Origin of the sequence: Bradyrhizobium sp. G127 (assembly GCF_021502575.1) — a bacterium.
Lineage (GTDB): Bacteria > Pseudomonadota > Alphaproteobacteria > Rhizobiales > Xanthobacteraceae > Afipia.
On sequence record NZ_JAKFGN010000001.1, the window covers coordinates 1,069,208 to 1,082,797 of the forward strand.

Here is a 13,590-nt window from a genome sequence, read left to right on the forward strand (position 1 = left end):
CGCGCGCGCTGCGATCCGGCCGCTGTCAGGCCGGCATCAGCTTCTTGGCGTGCAGGTGTTCCTCGATCTCGCGGAACAGCCGCGCCAGCCGCTCCGCCCATTGATGCTGGCCGGACTGGTCCGCGATCAGGTCCTGCCGGATTTCGATGCCGGTGTTCATCAGCCCGCGCTGCTCGCCATGCACCGGAATGGTGTAGTCGGTGGCGTCGCTCACCGCGTAAGGCTCGTTATCGCCGACCACGAGGTCGCCTTCGTGGCGCAACAGGTCGCGCAACAGATGCGGCAGCCGGTCGTCGCGATGGTACAGTGTGCCGATGTGCCAGGGGCGCGCGATGCCGGCATAGACTGGCGTGAACGAATGTAGCGCCACCAGAATGGTCGGCAGTCCGTTTGCCTTGCGTTGATCCAGCGCCTGCGTGATGCGCGCGTGATAGGGCGCGAAGATCGCGCGTTGCCGCGCGGCGATCTGCTCGCGTGTCAGTCCGCCGTTGCCCGGAATTTCCGTGGCCTCGCTGATGAGCGGAATCGAGCCGGGACTGTCGAACGGCCGGTTGCAGTCGATCACGAGCCGCGAATAGCGCTGCGCGATCAGGTGGACGTCCATTTCCCTTGCCAGCTGCGTTGCGACGCCGGCGATGCCAATGTCCCAGGCGATATGACGCTCCAGCTCGCCGGCGTGAACGCCGAGGTCGCCTAGCGCGCGCGGAATCAGCCGCCCGTAATGATCGCAGGTGAAGAAGAACGGCGAGCGGCTTTCGGCGTTTTCCTCGATGACCGGGGGAACTTCGCCGCCGTCCAGGAGTCGTAAGGTGTCGCTTGTCTCGGGCAGGGTCATTTTGTCTTTGTTGCCTAGCGCTGCGGCATTCAAGCCCAACAATTAGCCGGAAATGCAGCCGAATAGCCTGTACGATTTGAGCACATGACCACAGCCGCCCCGAATGACACGATGCCCCTGCTGACGATTCACCACAAGACCGAGTATCGCTACGACCGCCCGGTCGGCTTCGGCGAGCACCGGGTCATGCTGCGTCCCCGCGACGGCCATGACTGCCGCGTGCTGTCCAGCCAGCTCGATATTTCGCCGAAGCCCTCGTCGCTGCGGTGGATTCACGACGTGTTCGGCAACAGTGTCGCCATCGCTGATTTCGATTCGGAATCCGACCGGCTGGTGTTCGACAGCACCATCACCGTCGAGCACTACCCGCTGGATGAGGTCGTCCTGTCGCCGGGTGACGACGCCTACTACTATCCATTCGCCTACGATGCGGAGGAATTGCCGGACTTGACCCCGTCGATGACGCCCCAATACAGCGATCCGGATGGCGCGCTGGCGGCGTGGGCGCTGCAGTTTCTAAGCGAAGGCCCCCGAACCAGGACGCTCGATCTGCTGGTCGGCATGACTCACGCGGTGCGGGCGCAATTCCGCTATCGCAAGCGCCACGAACACGGCACCCAGCATCCGCTCGACACGCTGGGCACCGGCTCCGGCACCTGCCGCGATTTCGCGCTGTTTATGATCGAGGCGTTGCGGCGGCTCGGCATCGCGGCGCGTTTCGTCAGCGGTTACATCTTCATTCCCGGCGACGAAGCCCACGGCTATGTCGGCGGCGGCAACACCCACGCCTGGGTGCGGGCCTACCTGCCGGGCGCGGGCTGGGTCGAGTTCGATCCGACCAACGGCATCGTCGGCAACCGCGATCTCATTCGCGTCGCGGTGGCGCGCGATCCGCATCAGGCGATCCCGCTTCACGGCACCTATGTCGGCCCTGCCGACGCCCATCTCGGAATGGATGTCACCATTCACGTTGTCTCGGTTGGTGAAGAAGTAAAGGTTCAGGCGGCATGCTGATCAGGATCGGATTCGAAATTTCCTATTTCGCCGTGGCGGAGACCCCGATGGTGATCATGATGCGGGTTCATCCGTCGCGTGCAAAAGATATCGTGGGCGAGGAAACCATCATCACCGAGCCGGACGTGCGCATCCGCTATTATCACGACACGTTCGGCAACATCTGCGGGCGGCTCACCGCGCCGCCGGGCGGCATTACGTTCAAGCTCGACGCGCTGGTTCGTGATACCGGCCTCCCCGATGCGATCGTGCCGGAGGCGCAGCAGATGCCGGTCGAGCAATTGCCCGATGAGGTGCTGCTCTACCTGATGGCGAGCCGTTACTGCGAGACCGACCGGCTGACCGATTTCGCGTGGGCGCAGTTCGGCAATACCCGGCCCGGCTGGGAGCGGGTGCAGGCGATCAATGCGTGGGTGCACAATCACGTGAGCTTCGGCTACGAGCACGCGCGGCCGACCAAATCCGCCTTCGATGTGTTTCAGGAGCAGCAGGGCGTCTGCCGTGACTTCGCGCATCTGGCGCTGACGCTGTGCCGCTGCATGAACATTCCGGCGCGCTATGTCACCGGCTACATGGGCGATATCGGCATTCCGCCGGATCCCGCGCCGATGGATCTGTCCGGCTGGTATGAAGTCTACCTGTCCGGCAAGTGGTATACATTCGACGCGCGCCACAACAAACCGCGCATCGGCCGTATCCTGATGGGCACCGGGCGCGACGCCGCCGATGTGGCGATTTCGACAACGTTCGGACGGATGGATCTGCAGAAATTCGTGATCATCAGCGACGAGGTCGACGAAGCCGCTTAGGCTTATCCCCAGCCGCAACTAGCTTTCGCGAGAGCACGCATTGACAACGCAAATCAGATCGTTCGGATTTGTGTATAATGACGGATCGCTTGTTCGTATATGGCACGTTGATGCGAAGCTCCTCGCATGCCTTGGCGCGCGAACTGAAGCAGCGCGCCACGTATGAGGGGCCCGCCCGATACAATGGCCGGCTTTATCGCGTCACGCATTATCCCGGCGTGATTGCGTCCAGCGCGGCGGACGAGTGGGTGTTCGGCGATGTCTATACGGTGCACGACCGTGAGCTGCTGACGGAGCTTGACCGGTACGAAGGCTGCGGGCCGGACGATCCCGAGCCGACGCCATATCTGCGGCTGCTCCAGCCCGTGATCCTGTCCTCTGGACCGCAGGTCGAGGTGTGGATCTATATCTACAATCAGCCGGTCGAGCGCCTCAAACGGATCGTGTCGGGCCGGTTTAGCGAGGGTCCGGCTTAAGGATTGCGGCGCGCGCGGAATTCCGTTGCGAACAGCGCCGCCGTCACCAGCGCGAATGCCAGTCCGATCACGCTGAACGTCGCCACGCCGCCGTGTGCGACCGCATAGCCGCTCAACGCCGATCCGAGCGCGCCGCCGAGGAACGACACGGCGAGATACAGCGCATTCAGCCGGCTGCGGATATCGGGATGCAGGTTGAAGATCGCGCGCTGGCCGATCACGAGATTGGCCTGCACGCCGGCATCGAGCGCGATACCGGCGATGACGAAAATCGCCACCGAATGCGCACCGCCCAGCCATGTCAGCACGAAGGCCAGCGCGACCAGGCCGATGGCGATGCCGGTGATCCTGCGGCTGTGGCCACGATCGGCCAGGTGCCCGATGTAGGGCGCGACGAATGCGCCGGCAATGCCGCTCAGCATCACGGCGGAGAGCGCCAGATGTCCGAGCGCGAACGGCGGTGCCTGCAGCAGCAGCGGCAGCGAGGTCCAGAACAGCGTGAAGGCGCCGAACAGAAACGCCTGATAGGCGGCGCGGCGCTGCAACACCGGCTCCGTCAGCAGCAGATGCCAAAGCGAGCCGATCAGCCGCGCGTAACTTACGCCGGGCGACGGGTTTCGCCGCGGCAGCACGAAGACCAGCATCACCAGTGTGGCGCACATGATGGCGGCGGAGATGTTGTACATCACGCGCCAGCCGAACTCGCCACCGATCAGCGTTGACACCGGCCGCGCCAGCAGGATGCCGAATAAAAGGCCGCTCACCACACTGCCGACCGTCTTGCCGCGAATGCGCTCCGGCGCCAGATGACCCGCCATCGGCACGATCACCTGCGTCGCACTGGCGGTGAGACCCAGCAGCAGCGAGCATGCGATGAAAATCGCGGGCCGCGTGGACAGCGTCGCGGCGATCAGGCTGAAGATGAGGCCGCCGAGCAGGATCAGGATCAGCCGCTTGTTTTCGACCAGATCGCCGAGTGGCACGAGGAAAAACAGGCCGGCCACGTAACCGATCTGCAAGGTCGTCACGATCAGGCCCGCCGCCGAAATGTCGAGGCCAAGCGACTGGCTGATCGGCCCGATCAGTGGCTGCGCGTAGTAGATGTTGGCGACGGTGGCGCCGCAGGCGATGGCGAGGGCGAAAACAAGCCAGGGGCCGGGCGCTGGAACCGGCGCGGCCTCATGCGGCGTGGATGACATGCAGATCTCGCGAAGCTCGCCGGGCGACAGGCGGGGAGGGAATGACGCTCCCTACGTAGTCGCTGAAGCGGCCGCGGCAAGATTAGCCAAAGGTCGAAACAGTCACGATCAGGCGACGGCCTTTGCTCCCGCAGTCAGCGCCGCGGTGTCCTTCACCACGATGGCGAAGCGGTCCGCCAGTTCGGTCAGCGCTACGCGATGCACCACGCTCGCCGGGATCGTGCCGCCGAGCGGATCGGGCAGATCGCGTGACGCGGTGGCATTGGCGACCACGGTGGTGCGGTACTTCAGATCGAGCGCGGCGCGCGCGGTGGCGCTGACGCACATATGCGTCATGAAGCCTGCGAGGATCAGCTCGGTCCGGCCGGTGCTCTTGATCAGCGCATCGAGGTCGGTGCTCGCAAAGGCATTCGGCAGGTTCTTGCGCACCACGACTTCGCCCGCGGCCGGTGTCAGAAGCTGGACGATCGCGGCGGTGGGGCCGTCTTCCGCAAACAGCGGACGGCCCGAGGGCGCGTGCTGCACGATATGAAATACCGGAACGCCGGAGTTGCGCGCCAGCGTCAACAGCTTGGCGGCTTCCACAATGGCGGCATCGACGCCCTCCAGAGGCAGCTTGCCCTTGGTGTATTCGACCTGGGCGTCGATGATGACGAGGGCGGATTTGTCGAGCGGGCTCGGATGCAGCGGTGCGCCGGCGATCTGGAGCAGGGTTTGTGCGGTCATGGTCGTTTCCTGTGAAGCGATACTGGACAACAATAGGCGATGGCAGCGCTGTCCGAAATTGTCTATATTTGCGGCATGGCTGTTCAAAAACGATCAGACCCGGATTGGGAAGATCTCCGTTATTTTCTGGCGCTGGCGCGTCACGGCAGCCTGTCGGCGGCGGCGCGTGCGCTCAAGGTGAGCCATGCCACTGTGGCCCGGCGTGTCGCAAGCCTCGAGGCGGCGCTGCAGGCGCCGTTGTTCGACCGTAAGGCCGACGGCTATTCACCGACTGCGCAGGGCCGCCGCATCGAAGGGCTGGCGCGGACCATGGAGGACGCGGCGCAGGCGAGTGCGGATCTCGCCGGACCCGATGCGGGATTGTCCGGCCTCGTCCGCCTGACCATGGCCCGCTCGATGGCGGAGCGGTTCGTCGTCGACCGTCTCGGCGACTTTCACAAACAACATCCCGGGATCGATCTCGAAATCATCGCGGATTCGCGGGTGATCAGTCTGTCGCGGCGGGAGGCCGATATCGCGCTGCGCTTCGGACGTCCGAAGGACAGCGATCTTCTGGCGCGTCGGCTGTCGAGTGTCGCTTTCTCGTTTTATGCCTCGCGCAGCTATGCGAAGACGCTGGGCAAGAATGCCGCGCCGGCCATGATCGGGTTCGACGACGAGAACGATTTCATTGCCGACGCGGCATGGCTCAACCGCGAGTTCCCGCAGGCCCGCTTCATCGTCCGCACCAACAGCCAGGCCACCCAGGCGGCTGCGGCACGCGCCGGTCTCGGCGTGGCGCAACTGCCCCTGCATGTGGGGGACAACGATTCGCGCCTTGTCCCGGTCACGCTGTCGAAAAAGCCGCCGGATCGCGAGATATGGATGCTGTTGCGCAAGGACGTGGCGCGCCTGCCGCGGGTGAGGGCGGTGGCCGACTATCTGGCAGCCATGTTCCGCCGCGATCGCCGGGTTTTGGCCGGCTGACCCTGTGAGCAATGGGGACAAGTCCGCCTGTGCTCATCGGCTATGGGGGATTTGGGCCGGCACCCTATATGGATGATCGGTTGGCAACACACTGAGTCTCATGCGCTTCACGCCTCAATTCCTCGACGAACTGCGCGCCCGGCTTCCGGTTTCGGAAGTCGTGGGCAAGCGCGTGAAGTTGAAGCGGGCGGGCAAGGAGTGGAAGGGGCTGTCGCCGTTCCATCAGGAGAAGACGCCGTCCTTCACGGTCAACGACCAGAAGGGATTTTATCACGACTTCTCCAGCAACAAGCACGGCGACATCATTTCCTTCGTGATGGAGACTGAAGGCGTCGGCTTCCCTGAAGCGGTCGAGCGCCTCGCCTCGATGGCGGGGATGCAACTTCCGGCGGTGACGCCCGATGCCGCGCGTCATGAGCAGCGCCGCAAGACGCTGTACGACGTGATGGACCTCGCTGCGAAATTCTTCGCCGATACGCTCACCTCGCGCGCCGGCGCCAAGGCGCGCGGCTATTTGGCGGATCGCGGCATTTCCCCGGCCACGCAGTTGCAGTTTCGCATGGGCTATGCGCCGGGCGAGCGCTTCGCGCTGAAGGAGCATCTCGGCAAGCTCGGCATTCCGGTCGAGGACATGGTCGAGGCGGGCCTTCTGATCGCGGGCGACGATATTCCGGTGCCCTATGATCGTTTCCGCGACCGCGTGATGTTTCCCATCACCGACGCGCGCAACCGCGTCATCGCCTTCGGCGGACGCGCGCTGGAAAAGGATGTGCCGGCGAAGTATCTCAACTCGCCGGAAACCCCGCTGTTTCACAAGGGCGACAATCTCTACAACCTCGCCACCGCGCGGCAGGCGACCCATGACGGCGCGCCGCTCATCGTGGCCGAAGGCTATGTCGATGTGATCGCGCTGGTCACGACGGGTTTTGTCGGCGCCGTCGCGCCGCTCGGCACCGCGCTGACCGAGAACCAGCTAGCCCTGTTGTGGAAGATGGCGGACGAGCCGATCCTATGTTTCGATGGCGATGGCGCCGGCAAGCGCGCGGCCTTCCGTGCCGCGGACCTGGCGCTGCCGCATCTGAAGCCCGGAAAGAGTTTGCGTTTTGCGCTGCTGCCCGAAGGACAGGACCCCGACGATCTCGCGCGCACGGGCGGACGCGCCGCGATCGAGGAGGTGATCGGTCTCGCCAAGCCCCTCGCCGAAGTGTTGTGGTCGCGCGAGATCGAGGGCGGCGGCTTCAGTACGCCGGAACGCCGTGCGGCGCTGGAAGCGCGGATCAACGAACTCACCAACAGCATTCGCGACGAGGTGGTGCGGCGCTATTACCGGCAGGATTTTTCCGAGCGGCTGCGCAACGCGTTCGCGCCTCAAGGCAGCTATCAAGGCGGTGGTGGCGGCTATCGCGGCGGCGGTTTCCGGGGTCAGTCCCAGACCGGTTTCGGCGGCGAATCAGGGCGGCGTTTTCAGCCGCGGGCGCCGTTCGTGCCCGGCGCGGTGGGCGGGGGCCCCGGCCGCGGCGGGCTATCCACAGCTCAGCGCACCATCAACCGCTCGCCCTATCAGGTGGCCAGCCCGCAACTGGCGGGCTCGTCCGTCATGCGCGGCCAGCGCAGCGCCCTGTCCCGGCGCGAGGCCCTGATCCTGCTGTCGCTGCTCCATCACCCCTGGCTGCTGCACGATCATCTCGAGGAAGTCGCCGCCCTTGAGCTCGCGCATCCCGAGGCGATCAAGCTCCGCGCCGGGATTATCGGGGCCTTTTCAAATTATTCACATACCGACGATCCGGCGGCGGAAGCCGCGCGATTGCGGGCAAGTCTTGATAAGAATGGATATTCCGAGCAAATTCAAAAGGTTGAGCGTTCGCTCACCACCAAGAATGTGTGGGGCGCGCATCCGGGCGCCGCAACGGAGGACGTTCTGGCCACCTGGCACCAGCTTGTTGCCTTGCATCGCCAATGGCACTCCTTACTTAGAGAACTCAAGGACGCCGAACTGGCGCTTGGGCAAGACAGCAGCGATCAGAACCTGAATTGGCTGCGCGATGTGAAAGCCCGGCTCGCCGAAGTGGACGGCCTTGAGGCGCTGATCGAGGGATTCGGCGAATCGAGTGGCCGGTTCCAGCGGACAAGCTGACGAAAAACGCTGCGGCAGGGCTTTAAACCCGCCGCCAAGGCTTTAAAAAGACTCGCCAAACCGGGTTTTTGGCCGCAAAAACAGGGTTAATCAGGGCTTAACGGCCTTGCGCTAAACGTTTGGGACACAGATCAAATCGGCCCGGGTGGTGCCCTCAAAAGCGCCGCCCTTTCCGCATCGCGCGGGATCAACGGGACCAGCAAAATTACGCGGGCCCTGCGCCCGTGTCGTGAGCGCGTTTCAGGAGCAGTGAATGGCCACCAAGGCAAAGACGGCAGTGATCAAGGACAAAGACAAGGATCAGAAGGCCGCCGAGACTCCTGAGAAAGACGGCGCAGACGCCCCGTCGCCGTTGCTCGATCTTTCCGACGCCGCCGTCAAGAAGATGATCAAGCAGGCCAAGAAGCGCGGCTTCGTGACCTTCGATCAGCTCAACGAAGTGCTCCCGTCCGACACCACCTCGCCCGAACAGATCGAAGACATCATGGCGATGCTCTCCGACATGGGCATCAACGTCTCGGAGGCCGACGACGCCGCCGACGAGGACGAGGAGAAGCAGGAAGAGGAAGCCGACGAGACCGATAACGAACTGGTCGAAGTCACCTCCAAGGCCGTCACCGAAACCAAGAAGTCCGAGCCCGGCGAGCGCACCGACGATCCCGTGCGCATGTATCTGCGCGAGATGGGCACCGTCGAGCTCTTGTCGCGCGAAGGCGAAATTGCGATTGCCAAGCGCATCGAGGCCGGCCGCGAGGCGATGATCGCGGGCCTCTGCGAAAGCCCGCTGACGTTCCAGGCCATCATCATCTGGCGCGATGAACTCAACGAAGGAAAGATTTTCCTTCGCGACATCATCGATCTTGAAGCGACCTATGCCGGTCCCGACGCCAAGAACAACATGAACCCGGCGATGATCGCCGGGCCCGTCGGTCCGGACGGCCAGCAGACCAGCGCGGTCATCAACGCCGACGGCACCGTGCAGGTGATCGCCGCCGTGCAGCCCGCGCCGCCGGCAGCCCCGCCGTCGCCGACCCCGTTCCGTCCCGCGCCCGCCGCGGGCGATGCCGGCGCAAGCCCGGCTGCGGAGGACGATGAGGACGACGAGTTCGAGAACCAGATGTCACTTGCCGCCATCGAGGCCGAACTGAAGCCGAAGGTGGTCGAGACGTTCGATAAAATTGCGAGCGAGTACAAGAAGCTGCGCCGCCTGCAGGAGCAGGACATCCAGAACCAGCTTCAGAACGAGACGCTCTCGCCGGCGCAGGAGCGCAAGTACAAGAAGCTGAAGGACGAGATCGTCGTCGAGGTGAAGTCGCTGCGGCTCAACCAGGCGCGCATCGACTCGCTGGTCGAGCAGCTTTACGACATCAACAAGAAGCTGGTGTCGTTCGAGGGCCGCCTGTTCCGCCTCGGCGACAGCCACGGCGTCGGCCGCGAGGACTTCCTGAAGAACTATCAGGGCTCGGAGCTTGATCCGCGCTGGCTCAACCGCGTCTCCAAACTGGCCGCCAAGGGCTGGAAGAATTTCGTCGCGGTGGAGAAGGACCGCATCAAGGAACTGCGCCAGAGCATTCAGGAACTGGCGGCGCTGACCGGCCTCGAGATCGGCGAATTCCGCAAGATTGTGCTCGGCGTGCAGAAGGGCGAGCGCGAGGCGCGTCAGGCCAAGAAGGAAATGGTCGAGGCCAACCTGCGTCTCGTGATTTCCATCGCCAAGAAATACACCAACCGCGGCCTCCAGTTCCTCGATCTCATTCAGGAAGGCAACATCGGCCTGATGAAGGCGGTCGACAAGTTCGAGTACCGCCGCGGCTACAAGTTCTCGACCTACGCGACGTGGTGGATCCGTCAGGCCATCACGCGCTCGATCGCCGATCAGGCGCGCACCATCCGTATTCCGGTGCACATGATCGAGACCATCAACAAGATCGTGCGCACCTCGCGTCAGATGCTGAACGAGATCGGCCGCGAGCCGACCCCGGAAGAACTCGCCGAAAAGCTCGGCATGCCGCTGGAGAAGGTGCGCAAGGTTCTGAAGATCGCCAAGGAGCCGCTCTCGCTGGAGACCCCGGTGGGCGACGAGGAAGATTCGCATCTCGGCGATTTCATCGAGGACAAGAACGCGGTGCTGCCGATCGATGCCGCGATCCAGTCCAACTTGCGCGAGACTACCACCCGCGTGCTGGCGTCACTGACGCCGCGCGAGGAGCGCGTGCTGCGCATGCGCTTCGGCATCGGCATGAACACCGACCACACGCTGGAAGAAGTCGGCCAGCAGTTCTCGGTGACCCGCGAACGTATCCGCCAGATCGAGGCCAAGGCGCTGCGCAAGCTGAAGCATCCGAGCCGGTCAAGGAAGCTGCGCTCGTTCCTTGATAACTGATCGCGTCATCCTGAGGTGCGGGCGACACTTGTCGTGAGCCTCGAAGGATGACTGTCATTGCCGGGCAAAAGCGCGAAGCGCGTCATTCCCCATCAAGTCCTGGCAATCCATCGAAACAAAACGGCGGGCCGCAAGGTCCGCCGTTTTGTTTTGTCCCTATACGAGAGCGTAGGAATGACTTACCGGCTTATTTCGCTCGCGGTCCACGCTTCGATAGCGGAATATTAGTTCCATCATCCGCTAAGTAATCTAAGAATGTTGGACTAAACATCTTTCCGGCAATAAGCAGTAAGCCGTCAACTACCGCTACAGCAATTTTTATTTCAGAGCCTGGCGTAGTCGCGGCAACAAGAAAAGAAAACGCTATTAAATAGAAGATCATATTGAGCAAAAATATTAGACCTAGCCAGCCGGCATCAAATTCTTGCTTCAGTCCTGCGAAGATGAAGGCCATTGAAAAAACGAACGCTCCACCCAACCCAATGCTAAACCACTGGCGGGCAGACTCGTTAATAATTGCTTCGGGCATGGTCACCTCAAAAAAGCTAACCGCAAAATCATTGGCATTTAAGTAAGCGCACTGAGAACAATCAACTAGTGCCTTTTAAGCAGATCAAAATGACGCTCATTGATCAAGAAGCTTCTTTAATATTTCTTGCAATCGCGATGATCCCCATCTGAGCGGTGGAGACATACAGCGCAGGCAATTTTGCGCGTGGACGTGGAGCAGAGACAAACGATACTTGGCTTTTTTGTGTTGAAATTAGTTAGTCGATCGCGAGGCTTTCGAAATGCATTCCCGGGAGCAATCTAACTGACGGATGCGTCGCCTGACATGGGCTCGCTTACGACGAGCGCAACGTATTTTCATAAGCAACGACGCACCCCACGCCGTACAAATATTGCGACGTCAATCTGAAAGCTTTCAAAGTCAGCTAGGACATCTCACTATTTGCAGTACGGCTTATCGGTGCTTGTGCAAGCTAATAAACCCGACTAAAATCTACTTTAGAATCATTCTAAATTTGAGTTTTGACCATGTTCCAAGGCTTCGCCGCGCGGCGGCAGTTTCGCGATCTCACCGAGGCCGAAGTGCTGGCGCTCGCCATTTCGTCGGAAGAAGACGATGCGCGGATCTACGCCACCTATGCCGAGCAGTTGCGCGTGGAATATCCGGCGACGGCGAAGATGTTCGACGAGATGGCGGCGGAGGAAGACGGCCACCGCGAACTCCTGATCGACATGTTCAAGAAGCGGTTCGGCCAGGTGATCCCGCTGATCCGGCGCGAGCATGTGGCGGGTTACTATTCGCGGCGGCCGTTTTGGCTGGTGCAGAATCTCGGGCTTGAGCGCATTCGCGGCGAGGCCGAGCGGATGGAGGACGAAGCGGCGCAGTTTTATGTGCGCGCCGCGCAGGCCTCGACCGATCCCGACACGCGCAAGCTGCTCGGCACGCTCGCCGCGGCTGAGCGCCAGCACGAGCACAAGGCCGAGGAATTCCGCGAGGCGGCGCTGTCCGGCGACGCGCGCGGCGAGGAGGACAGCAAGGCGCGGCGTCAGTTCGTGCTGACCTGGGTGCAGCCGGGCCTCGCCGGTCTGATGGATGGCTCGGTCTCGACGCTGGCGCCGATTTTCGCCACCGCGTTTGCCACGCAGTCGACCTCGACCACATTCACCGTCGGCCTCGCGGCCTCTGTCGGCGCGGGCATCTCGATGGGCTTCACCGAAGCCGCGCACGACGACGGCGTGATCTCCGGGCGCGGCTCGCCGCTGAAGCGTGGGCTGGCGTCGGGGCTGATGACCACGGTCGGCGGCCTCGGCCACGCGCTGCCGTATCTCATTCCGCAATTCTGGACCGCGACGGCGATCGCCGGCATCGTCGTGTTCTGCGAATTGTGGGCGATCGCGTGGATCCAGAACCGCTACATGGAAACGCCGTTCCTGCGCGCGGCGTTTCAGGTCGTGGTGGGCGGCGCGCTGGTGCTGGCCGCCGGCATCCTGATCGGCAGCGGCTAGCGGCGTTTATTTCCCACCATCCACGAAGCGCTTGAATGCCTCCGCATAATCCGGATGCCAGCGCGATAATGCGGGCCGGTTCTCGATGATGTCGCCCGCCGCCCAGGCGATGCGCTTCTCGTCGAGCGCGCGCGGCACGTCGTTGTCCGGGCAGAGAATGTAGAAGTCGCCCTTCGCCAGAGAAGCGATCATGAACTCCACCGTCTGCTCTGCGGTCCACGCGCTCGCGGGCTTTTCGGTGCGGCCGCGCGCGGTCAGCCCGGTGAACACGAAGCCGGGGATCAGCAAATGCGCGCTGATCTCGCAGGCTTGTCCGTTTATTTGCGTGTTGCGCAGTTCATGCGCCAGCGCTTCGGTGAATGCCTTCACGCCGGCCTTGGCGACGTTGTAGGCCGGATCGCCCGGCGGCGTGGTGATGCCCTGCTTCGAGCCGGTGTTGATGATCAGCCCCGGCCGTCCGCGCGCGATCATCGAAGGCGCGAACACCTGCGCGCCGTGGATGATGCCCCACAGGTTGACGTTGAGCACGTGCTGCCACGCATTCGGCGGCCCGAACATCTGGCTGCCGGGCTGGATGCCCGCGTTGTTCATCAGCACGTCGGTGCCGCCGAACCGGCCGCGCACCGCAGCCTCCAGCCGTTCGATCTCGTTGCGATGGCTGACGTCGACGCCGAGCGACATGATGTCGGTGCTGCCGCCGGGCGCGACATAGGTCAGCAGTTCCGCCGCGCGGGCGAGCTTGTCGGCGTCGTGATCGGCGATGCAGACTTTCAGCCCGAGTCTGGCGAAATGGCTGGCGGCGGCAAGGCCGATGCCGGAAGCGCCGCCGGTAATGACGGCGACGGAATTCGGAACGAGGGCAGGGTGGGACAAGGCTATTCCTCCGCAAGGCGCCGGTGTCCGCGCGCGGACGGACAAGGCGCATTTTTATGAAAAGGCCCGTTGTGGGCTGTCCCGCGTCACGCGCCGCATGTCCGCGCCGATGAGCCGGGCTGATGCGCGCAGCGTAGCAGAGCGAACGTATCTCCGGTA

12 protein-coding genes are annotated in these 13,590 nt (G+C 63.0%); 7 read left to right on the forward strand and 5 right to left on the reverse strand.

Annotation, left to right across the window (positions count from 1 at the left end):
- Positions 1–25 precede the first annotated feature (25 nt).
- Positions 26–835, reverse strand: a complete 810-nt coding sequence (locus LVY71_RS05165) for an N-formylglutamate amidohydrolase (RefSeq protein ID WP_235098712.1) — start codon at positions 833–835, stop codon at positions 26–28.
- A 111-nt stretch (positions 836–946) separates the two neighbouring features.
- On the opposite strand from LVY71_RS05165, the gene LVY71_RS05170 reads away from it, so the two are divergent.
- The 3 genes from LVY71_RS05170 (at position 947) to LVY71_RS05180 (ending at position 3,134) form a co-directional block, all read left to right on the forward strand.
- Positions 947–1,849 (forward strand): transglutaminase family protein, encoded by a 903-nt coding sequence (locus LVY71_RS05170; protein ID WP_235100018.1) that lies wholly within the window; start codon positions 947–949, stop codon positions 1,847–1,849.
- Positions 1,843–2,658: a transglutaminase-like domain-containing protein gene (locus tag LVY71_RS05175; protein WP_235098714.1), complete on the forward strand. Its 816-nt coding sequence runs from the start codon at positions 1,843–1,845 to the stop codon at positions 2,656–2,658. The genes LVY71_RS05170 and LVY71_RS05175 overlap by 7 nt, the downstream gene beginning before the upstream one ends.
- Before the next feature lie 77 nt (positions 2,659–2,735).
- On the forward strand, positions 2,736–3,134 hold the full coding sequence (locus LVY71_RS05180) for a gamma-glutamylcyclotransferase family protein (RefSeq protein ID WP_235098716.1): 399 nt from the start codon (positions 2,736–2,738) through the stop codon (positions 3,132–3,134).
- On the opposite strand, the gene LVY71_RS05185 is transcribed toward LVY71_RS05180, so the two are convergent.
- Positions 3,131–4,333 (reverse strand): MFS transporter, encoded by a 1,203-nt coding sequence (locus LVY71_RS05185; protein WP_235098718.1) that lies wholly within the window; start codon positions 4,331–4,333, stop codon positions 3,131–3,133. The genes LVY71_RS05180 and LVY71_RS05185 overlap by 4 nt on opposite strands.
- Positions 4,334–4,441: 108 nt before the next feature.
- On the reverse strand, positions 4,442–5,059 hold the full coding sequence (locus tag LVY71_RS05190; protein ID WP_235098720.1) for a cysteine hydrolase family protein: 618 nt from the start codon (positions 5,057–5,059) through the stop codon (positions 4,442–4,444).
- A 39-nt stretch (positions 5,060–5,098) separates the two neighbouring features.
- Here LVY71_RS05190 and LVY71_RS05195 point away from each other — a divergent pair, with 39 nt between their 5' ends.
- The 3 genes from LVY71_RS05195 to rpoD all read left to right on the forward strand — a co-directional run bounded on the left by LVY71_RS05195 (position 5,099) and on the right by rpoD (position 10,542).
- A complete protein-coding gene (locus LVY71_RS05195) occupies positions 5,099–6,025 on the forward strand; it encodes a LysR family transcriptional regulator (protein ID WP_235098722.1) in 927 nt (308 codons plus the stop codon).
- A gap of 100 nt (positions 6,026–6,125) precedes the next feature.
- Positions 6,126–8,159 carry a DNA primase gene (gene dnaG, locus LVY71_RS05200; RefSeq protein WP_235098725.1) on the forward strand — a complete coding sequence of 678 codons (2,034 nt, stop codon included), beginning with the start codon at positions 6,126–6,128 and terminating at the stop codon, positions 8,157–8,159.
- 253 nt (positions 8,160–8,412) lie between these two features.
- The gene (gene rpoD / locus LVY71_RS05205; RefSeq protein WP_235098727.1) at positions 8,413–10,542 is read left to right on the forward strand and encodes an RNA polymerase sigma factor RpoD; all 2,130 of its coding nucleotides are present in this window, start codon (positions 8,413–8,415) and stop codon (positions 10,540–10,542) included.
- A gap of 187 nt (positions 10,543–10,729) precedes the next feature.
- Here rpoD and LVY71_RS05210 read toward each other — a convergent pair whose 3' ends face one another.
- Positions 10,730–11,071 (reverse strand): hypothetical protein, encoded by a 342-nt coding sequence (locus LVY71_RS05210; RefSeq protein ID WP_235098729.1) that lies wholly within the window; start codon positions 11,069–11,071, stop codon positions 10,730–10,732.
- Positions 11,072–11,580: 509 nt separating this feature from the next.
- Here LVY71_RS05210 and mbfA point away from each other — a divergent pair.
- Positions 11,581–12,558, forward strand: a complete 978-nt coding sequence (mbfA, locus tag LVY71_RS05215) for an iron exporter MbfA (RefSeq protein WP_235098731.1) — start codon at positions 11,581–11,583, stop codon at positions 12,556–12,558.
- 6 nt (positions 12,559–12,564) lie between these two features.
- On the opposite strand, the gene LVY71_RS05220 is transcribed toward mbfA, so the two are convergent.
- Complete coding sequence (locus LVY71_RS05220; RefSeq protein WP_235098733.1) at positions 12,565–13,431, reverse strand: SDR family NAD(P)-dependent oxidoreductase; 867 nt, start codon at positions 13,429–13,431, stop codon at positions 12,565–12,567.
- Between the last annotated feature and the right edge of the window lie 159 nt (positions 13,432–13,590).

What these genes read in the sequence shown, in the direction of transcription:
- LVY71_RS05185 (WP_235098718.1), bottom strand. Translation starts at nt 4,333, where the DNA reads ATGTCATCCACGCCGCATGAGGCCGCGCCGGTTCCAGCGCCCGGCCCC.
- rpoD (WP_235098727.1), top strand. Translation starts at nt 8,413, where the DNA reads ATGGCCACCAAGGCAAAGACGGCAGTGATCAAGGACAAAGACAAGGAT.
- LVY71_RS05190 (WP_235098720.1), bottom strand. Translation starts at nt 5,059, where the DNA reads ATGACCGCACAAACCCTGCTCCAGATCGCCGGCGCACCGCTGCATCCG.
- mbfA (WP_235098731.1), top strand. Translation starts at nt 11,581, where the DNA reads ATGTTCCAAGGCTTCGCCGCGCGGCGGCAGTTTCGCGATCTCACCGAG.
- dnaG (WP_235098725.1), top strand. Translation starts at nt 6,126, where the DNA reads ATGCGCTTCACGCCTCAATTCCTCGACGAACTGCGCGCCCGGCTTCCG.
- LVY71_RS05175 (WP_235098714.1), top strand. Translation starts at nt 1,843, where the DNA reads ATGCTGATCAGGATCGGATTCGAAATTTCCTATTTCGCCGTGGCGGAG.
- LVY71_RS05210 (WP_235098729.1), bottom strand. Translation starts at nt 11,071, where the DNA reads ATGCCCGAAGCAATTATTAACGAGTCTGCCCGCCAGTGGTTTAGCATT.
- LVY71_RS05195 (WP_235098722.1), top strand. Translation starts at nt 5,099, where the DNA reads ATGGCAGCGCTGTCCGAAATTGTCTATATTTGCGGCATGGCTGTTCAA.
- LVY71_RS05180 (WP_235098716.1), top strand. Translation starts at nt 2,736, where the DNA reads ATGACGGATCGCTTGTTCGTATATGGCACGTTGATGCGAAGCTCCTCG.
- LVY71_RS05165 (WP_235098712.1), bottom strand. Translation starts at nt 835, where the DNA reads ATGACCCTGCCCGAGACAAGCGACACCTTACGACTCCTGGACGGCGGC.
- LVY71_RS05170 (WP_235100018.1), top strand. Translation starts at nt 947, where the DNA reads ATGCCCCTGCTGACGATTCACCACAAGACCGAGTATCGCTACGACCGC.